Origin of the sequence: Sulfurimonas sp., assembly GCF_028694895.1 — a bacterium.
In the GTDB taxonomy this organism is placed as follows: domain Bacteria; phylum Campylobacterota; class Campylobacteria; order Campylobacterales; family Sulfurimonadaceae; genus Sulfurimonas.
This window is the reverse complement of the sequence record NZ_JAQVKA010000073.1, coordinates 1-7623: the sequence shown is the minus strand read 5'-3', so window position 1 is coordinate 7623 and position 7623 is coordinate 1. Positions and strand designations below refer to the sequence as shown.

The window sequence follows — 7623 nt, the reverse complement described above, 5'->3', positions numbered from 1 at the left end:
ATAGGCTTTTTTAATCTTTGCACATTTATATATCTGGCAGAGAGATTCAATCTTGAGATAGTTAAACATAACTTTAAAAATAGTGTACTTTTTAAAAAAAAGTAGATAAAAAAGAAATAGAGGCTATAATCTGTCGAAATTATGTCAAGGAATAAAAATGAAAAATGTAATACTCTCAGCTCTTTTGGTGCTATCTTTCACCTTTACTGCAAATGCAAGTGAAAAAAGTGGATGTACTCTAGCTCAAAGTGGTCAAATAGAAGTAAACTGGACAGGATATAAAACTCCAAAAAAAGTTGGTGTTGGCGGTGCTTTTGATAAGGTAACTTACGCTCCAGTAGCTACTAGTGGTAGTGACTTTCGCTCTATTTTAGTAGGTTCATCAGTTGTTATAGATGCTTCAAGTGTAAACTCAAAGCATGAAGACCGCGATGCAAAACTTGCACAGTTTTTCTTTGGACTTATGAGTGATAAAAACATCAACGCAAAGATACTCGATATCAAAGCAGATAAAAGAGTAAAAAATACTCCAAGAACAGGTACTTTAAGTGTTCTAATAGAGATGAATGGTGTTAAGAGAGCAACTCCTATGACTTATACGTTTAGTGATGGAATCTTTGAAGCAAAAGGCTCAATTGATTTGCTAGACTTTAGCGCAAGCAAAGCACTCGCTGGAATTAATGAAGCTTGTTTTGACCTTCATGAGGGTAAGACTTGGAGTGATGTAGGCATCGGCTTTAAGACTAAGATAGAAGCGACTCTTTGCAAGGTTAAAGCTATAAACCAAGACAAATAACTATTCTAAAAGCTTATATATTATACAATTCGTCTCTAAAATAAATTAAAGAGTCTGAGTTGTATAAGAAAAAAAAGATTTTAGTTACAGGGACAGCTGGATTTATAGGTTACCATCTAGCTAAAGCGCTACTTTTAAGGGGCGATGAAGTAGTTGGCCTTGATAATATAAATGATTATTATGATGTAAACCTGAAGTATGCCAGACTAGAGCAGCTTGGAATCAACAAAAGCGATATAAAAGAGAATCAACTCCTCCAATCTAAAACTTATCCAAACCATAAATTTATAAAAGCAAATCTAGAAGATGCCAAAACACTAAACAAACTTTTTGAAGAAGAAAAATTTGATGCAGTATGTAATCTTGCAGCTCAAGCTGGGGTTAGATACTCTATAGAAAATCCTCACGCATATATTCAAAGCAATGTTGTAGGCTTTGTAAATATTTTAGAAGCGTGTAGAAATTACAACGTAAAAAATCTAGCATTTGCATCATCTTCATCTGTATATGGACTAAATAAATCTCAGCCATTTAATACAAGCGATCATACAGACCATCCAGTTTCACTCTACGCAGCAACTAAAAAATCAAATGAGATGATGGCTCATACATACGCACATCTTTACGGCATTCAGTGTACAGGATTAAGATTTTTTACAGTTTATGGAGAGTGGGGAAGACCAGACATGGCTCCGATGCTCTTTGCAGACGCTATACTAAATGACAGAGCTATAAAAGTATTTAATCATGGAGACATGAGCAGAGATTTTACTTATGTAGGCGATATAGTTGAGGGTGTTATAAAAGTAATAGATAACCCTACTATATCATTACAAAGTTTCGATGCAACAGACCCCGATCCATCAATCTCATCAGCCCCATACAAGATATACAACATAGGAAACAACTCTCCAGTACAACTGCTAGAGTTTATAAAAACCATTGAAAATGCCATAGGCAAAGAGGCACAAAAGAACTTCTTACCAATGCAAGACGGTGACGTAGTCTCAACTTACGCAGATGTAAGTGACCTGATAAAAGATTTTGGCTATAAGCCAGATACAACGCTGGAAGTTGGGATAAAGAGATTTGTGAAGTGGTATAAGGAGTTTTACAAATATGACTAATATAATTTTATGCGGCGGTTCAGGCACAAGACTCTGGCCAATAAGCAGAACTCTTATGCCAAAACAGTTTGTAAAGCTTTTTGATGATAAGTCACTTTTTCAGCTTACAGTTGAGAGAAATTCTAAAGTATGTGATTCGCAGTTTATAGTTTCTAATAGTGAACAATATTTTCTAGCACTTGATCAACTAGAAGAGTTAAACAAAACAAACAATAAATATCTTCTAGAACCAATAGGAAGAAATACAGCTCCAGCAATAGCTCTTGCTTGTATGGCACTAGAATATGATGAGATTGTCCTAGTTACTCCGAGTGATCATCTAATAAAAAATGAGATTGAATACTCTAATGTTTTAAAAAAAGCTAAAGAGTTAGCGCAGCAAAACAACTTAGTTACTTTCGGGATAACTCCTACATTTCCTGAAACTGGATTTGGATATATTGAAGCTAATGGCATTGACGTAAAAGCTTTTCATGAAAAACCAGATTTTGATAGAGCTACTTCATACTTAGAAGCTGGAAATTATTATTGGAACTCTGGGATGTTTATGTTTAAAGCTGGAATCTTTTTAGAAGAGCTACAAAAATATTCTCCTAATATTTATGAAGCATCACTACAAGCCTTTAACAACTCTTCTAAAGATAATTTAATAAGAATCAAGCATGAAGATATGATAAATATTCCAGAAGATAGCATAGACTATGCAGTTATGGAGAAGAGCTCAAAAGTAAAAGTAGTACCATCAGATATATCTTGGAGTGATGTAGGGAGTTTTGATAGTCTTTATGAAGAGCTGCCAAAAGATGAAAATGGCAATACAAAAAATAAAAACCATATCTCAATCGACTCTAAAAACAACCTTATTTATGGACATGAGAGAAAAATAGCAACCGTAGATATAGAAGATTTTATCATAGTTGATACCGGTGACGCTCTGTTAGTATCAAAAAAGGGCTCAAGCCAAAAAGTAAAAGAAGTTGTTACAAAACTAAAAGAAGAAAGTTCAGAACTTTCAAATATACACCTAACAGGTCATAGACCATGGGGAAGCTACACCATACTTGAAGACTCAAATGGATATAAAATCAAGCGTATAGAAGTAAAGCCTGGGAAAAGACTTAGCCTTCAAAAACACTTTCATAGAAATGAGCACTGGATAGTTGTAAACGGATGCGCTACAGTAACGGTAGAAGATAATACTTTTATACTAAACCCAAATGAAAGTACTTATATAAAAGCGGGGCAAATACATAGGCTTGAAAATCAAGGAAAACTTCCTTTAATCATAATAGAAGCGCAAGTTGGAGAGTATACTGGTGAAGATGATATCATCAGAATTGATGATGATTTTAGTAGAAATTAAATATAAATTAAGAGGTTAAAAATGATAGATAATAAAAAAGTAGCACTAATCACAGGAATAACAGGACAAGATGGCTCTTACTTAGCAGAGTTTTTACTAAAAAAAGGTTACATCGTCCATGGTATTAAAAGAAGAAGTTCACTCTTTAACACTGATAGGATTGACCACTTATATCAAGACCCGCATGTAGAAAATAGAAACCTGATTTTACATCATGGTGATATGACAGACTCTATGAACTTGACTAGAATAATTCAAGAGACACAACCAGATGAGATTTATAATCTTGCTGCTATGAGCCATGTTGCTGTTTCATTTGAGACACCAGAGTATGTAGCAAATGCCGATGGTACTGGAACGCTTAGAATACTCGAAGGGGTAAAGTTACTAGGGCTAACGAACAAAACAAGAATCTATCAAGCAAGTACAAGTGAGCTTTATGGAAAAGTACAAGAAACTCCTCAAAGTGAAACTACACCTTTTTATCCAAGAAGTCCTTACGCGGTAGCTAAAATGTATGCTTACTGGATAACCGTAAACTACCGAGAAGCCTATGGTATGTTTGCATGTAATGGAATCCTTTTTAACCATGAAAGCCCAGTTAGAGGTGAGACATTTGTAACGAGAAAAATTACAAGAGCAGCCTCTAAGATAGCACTAGGACTTCAAGATAAGTTATATTTAGGAAACCTTGACGCAAAAAGAGACTGGGGGCATGCAAAAGACTATGTACGCATGATGTGGATGATACTTCAAGCAGAAGAAGCAGAAGACTGGGTAATAGCAACAGGGACAACAACTCCAGTGCGAGATTTTGTAAAGATGAGCTTTGCGTATGCTGGGATTACACTAGAGTTTAAAGGTGAAGGTGTTGATGAAAAAGGATTCGTAGTATCTTGCTCAAATCCTGAGTATCAAGTAGCAATTGGCACAGAGGTTGTAGCAGTTGACCCGAGATACTTTAGACCAACAGAAGTTGACCTTCTTTTAGGCGATCCAAGTAAAGCAGAGAAAAAACTAGGCTGGAATAGAGAATACAATCTTCAAGATCTAGTAAATGACATGATGAAATCAGACCTAAAGCTAATGACAAAAGATGTTTACTTAAAAGACGGTGGATATAAAACTATGAGTTATTATGAGTAAATTTGGTAAGATTATATAAAATCAAAAGGAGTTAATTATGCATACATTAAAATTAAATATTCATGATAGTCTTTATGATAAAGTATTTCAATTTTTAAATACTTTACCAAAGAACAAAGTGGAAATATTAGAAAGTAAAATTATTCAAGATGATTGGTCACATTTAGAATCTGGGATTGACGAAGGACTAAACTCAGGTATGAGTGATAAGTCACATGAAGAGATTATGGCAGATATCAAAAGAAAGTATGCATAGTATTAGCTACTCAAAGCAAGCCCAATTAGATTTAGATAGTGCTATCTCTCATATTGCTAGCGAGAGTAAAGTCAATGCTATAAGTTATCTAGTCGGATATGAGAAGAAAATAGAAGTACTAAGACTCAATCCATATATGGGTATAGAGTGTAAAGTAAAATTGATAAAAAGAGATTGTAGAGTATTGATACATGAGAGTCATATAATTATTTATAAAGTATCTGAAAATATAAGTGAAATAAATATCATTAGAATATTCCATGGTTCTGTTGACTATGCAAACAAAGTTAATAAAGATGAGAAAACAAATGAACAAAACAAGTAAGATTTATATAGCAGGGCATAATGGACTTGTTGGTTCAGCAATAGTAAAAAACTTACAAAGCAAAGGCTATACAAATCTGATATACAGAACTCACAAAGAGCTGGATTTGACAAATCAAAAAGCTGTAGAAGAGTTCTTTGAAAAAGAAAAGCCCGAGTTTGTAATCTTATCCGCTGCAAAAGTAGGTGGTATAGTTGCTAACAATACATACAGAGCAGATTTCATCTATGAAAATCTAGCTATTCAAAACAATGTTATACATCAAAGCTATGTTCATAAAGTAAAAAAACTTCTCTTTTTGGGTTCTACATGTATCTATCCTAAAAATGCACCACAGCCTATGAAAGAAGATAGTCTGCTTACATCAGAACTAGAGTACACAAATGAGCCATACGCCATAGCAAAGATAGCAGGCATAAAGATGTGCGAGAGCTACAACATACAGTACGGCACAAACTTTATAAGCGTAATGCCGACAAACCTCTACGGCCCAAATGACAACTTTGACCTAGAGACTTCTCACGTACTTCCTGCAATTCTAAGAAAAATGCACGAAGCAAAAATAAACAATGAACCAAAAGTAGAGATCTGGGGAAGCGGAAATTCTAGAAGAGAGTTTTTATACTCAGAAGATATGGCAGATGCATGCGTGTTTTTGATGGAAAACAGAGACTTTAAAGATGTAGTTGATTCGTATATTAGTAATTCGTGTACTAGTGGATGCGAACCAATAACCAATGACCAATATACAAATATACAAATAACCAACACCCACATCAACATAGGCACAGGCGAAGACATCAGCATAAAAGAGCTGGCTTACCTCATAAAAGATATAGTCGGCTATAGAGGCGAACTCTACTTCAACGCCGATAAACCAGACGGTACTATGGTTAAACTAACAGACCCATCAAAACTTCATGCTCTTGGATGGAAGCATAAGGTTGAGCTGAAAGATGGGATTAAAACTGTTTATGAGTGGTATTTGAGGAATATAAAATGAAGACACTAAAACTAATAGGCAGAGAAAAAGAGCTGTTTGAAAAAGATATTAACAACAGTAATAAAGAGTTGAAAGATATAGTTTCAAACTCTGCTTTTTTAGTTATCGGCGGGGCTGGTTCTATCGGTCAGGCAGTCACAAAAGAGATATTTAAGCGCCATCCGAAAAAACTACATGTAGTTGATATAAGTGAAAACAACATGGTTGAACTTGTCCGTGATATAAGAAGCAGTTTTGGATATATTGATGGTGATTTTCAAACGTTTGCGCTTGATGTCGGTTCAGTTGAGTATGATGCTTTTATAAAGGCTGACGGTAAGTATGATTATGTTTTGAATCTTTCTGCGCTTAAACATGTGCGAAGCGAAAAAGACCCCTTTACTCTTATGCGTATGTGTGATGTAAATATTTTCAACACCGATAAAACACTCCGGCAATCAATTGAAAACGGTACTAAAAAATACTTCTGTGTAAGCACAGACAAAGCAGCAAATCCTGTAAACATGATGGGAGCAAGCAAGAGAATTATGGAGATGTTTGTCATGCGAAAATCTAAACAAATCAATGTCTCAATGGCTAGATTTGCGAATGTTGCCTTTAGTGATGGGAGTCTTCTTCATGGATTTAATCAACGCCTAGAAAAAAATCAGCCCATTGTTGCACCAAACGATATAAAAAGATACTTTGTAACACCCCAAGAGTCAGGTGAGCTTTGTCTTATGTCTTGCATATTCGGAGAGAATCGTGATATATTTTTTCCAAAACTGAGTGAAAATTTACATCTTATCTCTTTTGCGGATATTGCAGTGAAATATCTTAAAGAAAAAGGGTATGAGCCATACTTGTGCAAAGATGAAGATGAAGCACGAGAGTTAGCTAAGACTTTGCCTGCAGAAGGAAAATGGCCTTGCCTTTTCAGTACGAGCGACACAACGGGCGAAAAAGATTTTGAGGAGTTTTTTACAGATAAAGAGACTCTTGATATGGAGAGATTTGAGAACTTGGGCATCATAAAGAACGAAGCGCTATTTGATGAAGAACTTCTAAATGAGTTTGCTGATAAAATAAAGATTATGAAAAAAAACCAAGAGTGGAGCAAAGAGCAGATAGTTGAGCTGTTTTTTAAAATGATTCCTGATTTTGGGCACAAAGAGACCGGTAAATATTTAGATGGGAAGATGTAATATGCAAAATATAGTTGATTTTATAAAACAAATATTCAACACTCAAGAGTTTATTCCTCTTCATGAACCGAGATTCATCGGCAATGAAAAAAAATATCTAAATGAGTGTATTGACAGCACTTTCGTCTCTTCCGTTGGCAAGTTTGTAGATGAATTTGAGAAGAAAATTGCAGAGTTTACAGGCGCGAAGTATGCAGTTGCGACCACAAACGGAACTTCTGCACTTCACATATCACTTCTTTTAGCAGGTGTAGAAAAAGATGATGAAGTTATAACTCAGCCGCTGACATTTATAGCTACTTGCAATGCCATAAGCTTCGCGGGCGCAACTTCGGTTTTTGTGGATGTTGATTTGGATACCATGGGTTTAAGCCCAAAATCGCTCAAAGAGTTTTTAAGTGCAAATTGTGAGATTGTAAATAG

The 7623-nt window shown here is 35.1% G+C and carries 9 protein-coding genes; all 9 read left to right on the top strand.

The window, feature by feature from the left end; translation table 11 throughout:
• Positions 1-157 precede the first annotated feature (157 nt).
• On the top strand, positions 158-796 hold the full coding sequence (locus PHI38_RS07900; protein ID WP_299854759.1) for a YceI family protein: 639 nt from the start codon (positions 158-160) through the stop codon (positions 794-796).
• A gap of 59 nt (positions 797-855) precedes the next feature.
• Positions 856-1923, top strand: coding sequence for an NAD-dependent epimerase (locus PHI38_RS07895; RefSeq protein ID WP_299854757.1), 1068 nt, complete (start codon positions 856-858; stop codon positions 1921-1923).
• Entirely contained in the window at positions 1916-3286 is a 1371-nt protein-coding gene (locus tag PHI38_RS07890) for a mannose-1-phosphate guanylyltransferase/mannose-6-phosphate isomerase (protein WP_299854754.1), read from the top strand. The genes PHI38_RS07895 and PHI38_RS07890 overlap by 8 nt, the downstream gene beginning before the upstream one ends.
• A gap of 21 nt (positions 3287-3307) precedes the next feature.
• Positions 3308-4432 (top strand): GDP-mannose 4,6-dehydratase, encoded by a 1125-nt coding sequence (gmd, locus tag PHI38_RS07885; protein WP_299854752.1) that lies wholly within the window; start codon positions 3308-3310, stop codon positions 4430-4432.
• A gap of 118 nt (positions 4433-4550) precedes the next feature.
• Entirely contained in the window at positions 4551-4688 is a 138-nt protein-coding gene (locus PHI38_RS07880; protein ID WP_299854751.1) for a hypothetical protein, read from the top strand.
• On the top strand, positions 4681-5013 hold the full coding sequence (locus PHI38_RS07875; protein ID WP_299854749.1) for a type II toxin-antitoxin system RelE/ParE family toxin: 333 nt from the start codon (positions 4681-4683) through the stop codon (positions 5011-5013). The genes PHI38_RS07880 and PHI38_RS07875 overlap by 8 nt, the downstream gene beginning before the upstream one ends.
• Positions 4997-6016, top strand: a complete 1020-nt coding sequence (locus PHI38_RS07870; protein ID WP_299854746.1) for a GDP-L-fucose synthase — start codon at positions 4997-4999, stop codon at positions 6014-6016. The genes PHI38_RS07875 and PHI38_RS07870 overlap by 17 nt, the downstream gene beginning before the upstream one ends.
• Complete coding sequence (locus PHI38_RS07865) at positions 6013-7200, top strand: UDP-N-acetylglucosamine 4,6-dehydratase (RefSeq protein ID WP_299854743.1); 1188 nt, start codon at positions 6013-6015, stop codon at positions 7198-7200. Before PHI38_RS07870 ends, PHI38_RS07865 begins: the two co-directional genes overlap by 4 nt.
• Position 7201: 1 nt before the next feature.
• The coding region (locus tag PHI38_RS07860; RefSeq protein WP_299854741.1) for an aminotransferase class I/II-fold pyridoxal phosphate-dependent enzyme at positions 7202-7623 on the top strand (422 nt) is incomplete at its 3' end.

Excerpts from the sequence above, each read along its gene's own strand:
- PHI38_RS07900 (WP_299854759.1), top strand. The coding sequence starts at position 158 with ATGAAAAATGTAATACTCTCAGCTCTTTTGGTGCTATCTTTCACCTTT.
- PHI38_RS07890 (WP_299854754.1), top strand. The coding sequence starts at position 1,916 with ATGACTAATATAATTTTATGCGGCGGTTCAGGCACAAGACTCTGGCCA.
- gmd (WP_299854752.1), top strand. The coding sequence starts at position 3,308 with ATGATAGATAATAAAAAAGTAGCACTAATCACAGGAATAACAGGACAA.
- PHI38_RS07875 (WP_299854749.1), top strand. The coding sequence starts at position 4,681 with ATGCATAGTATTAGCTACTCAAAGCAAGCCCAATTAGATTTAGATAGT.
- PHI38_RS07870 (WP_299854746.1), top strand. The coding sequence starts at position 4,997 with ATGAACAAAACAAGTAAGATTTATATAGCAGGGCATAATGGACTTGTT.
- PHI38_RS07865 (WP_299854743.1), top strand. The coding sequence starts at position 6,013 with ATGAAGACACTAAAACTAATAGGCAGAGAAAAAGAGCTGTTTGAAAAA.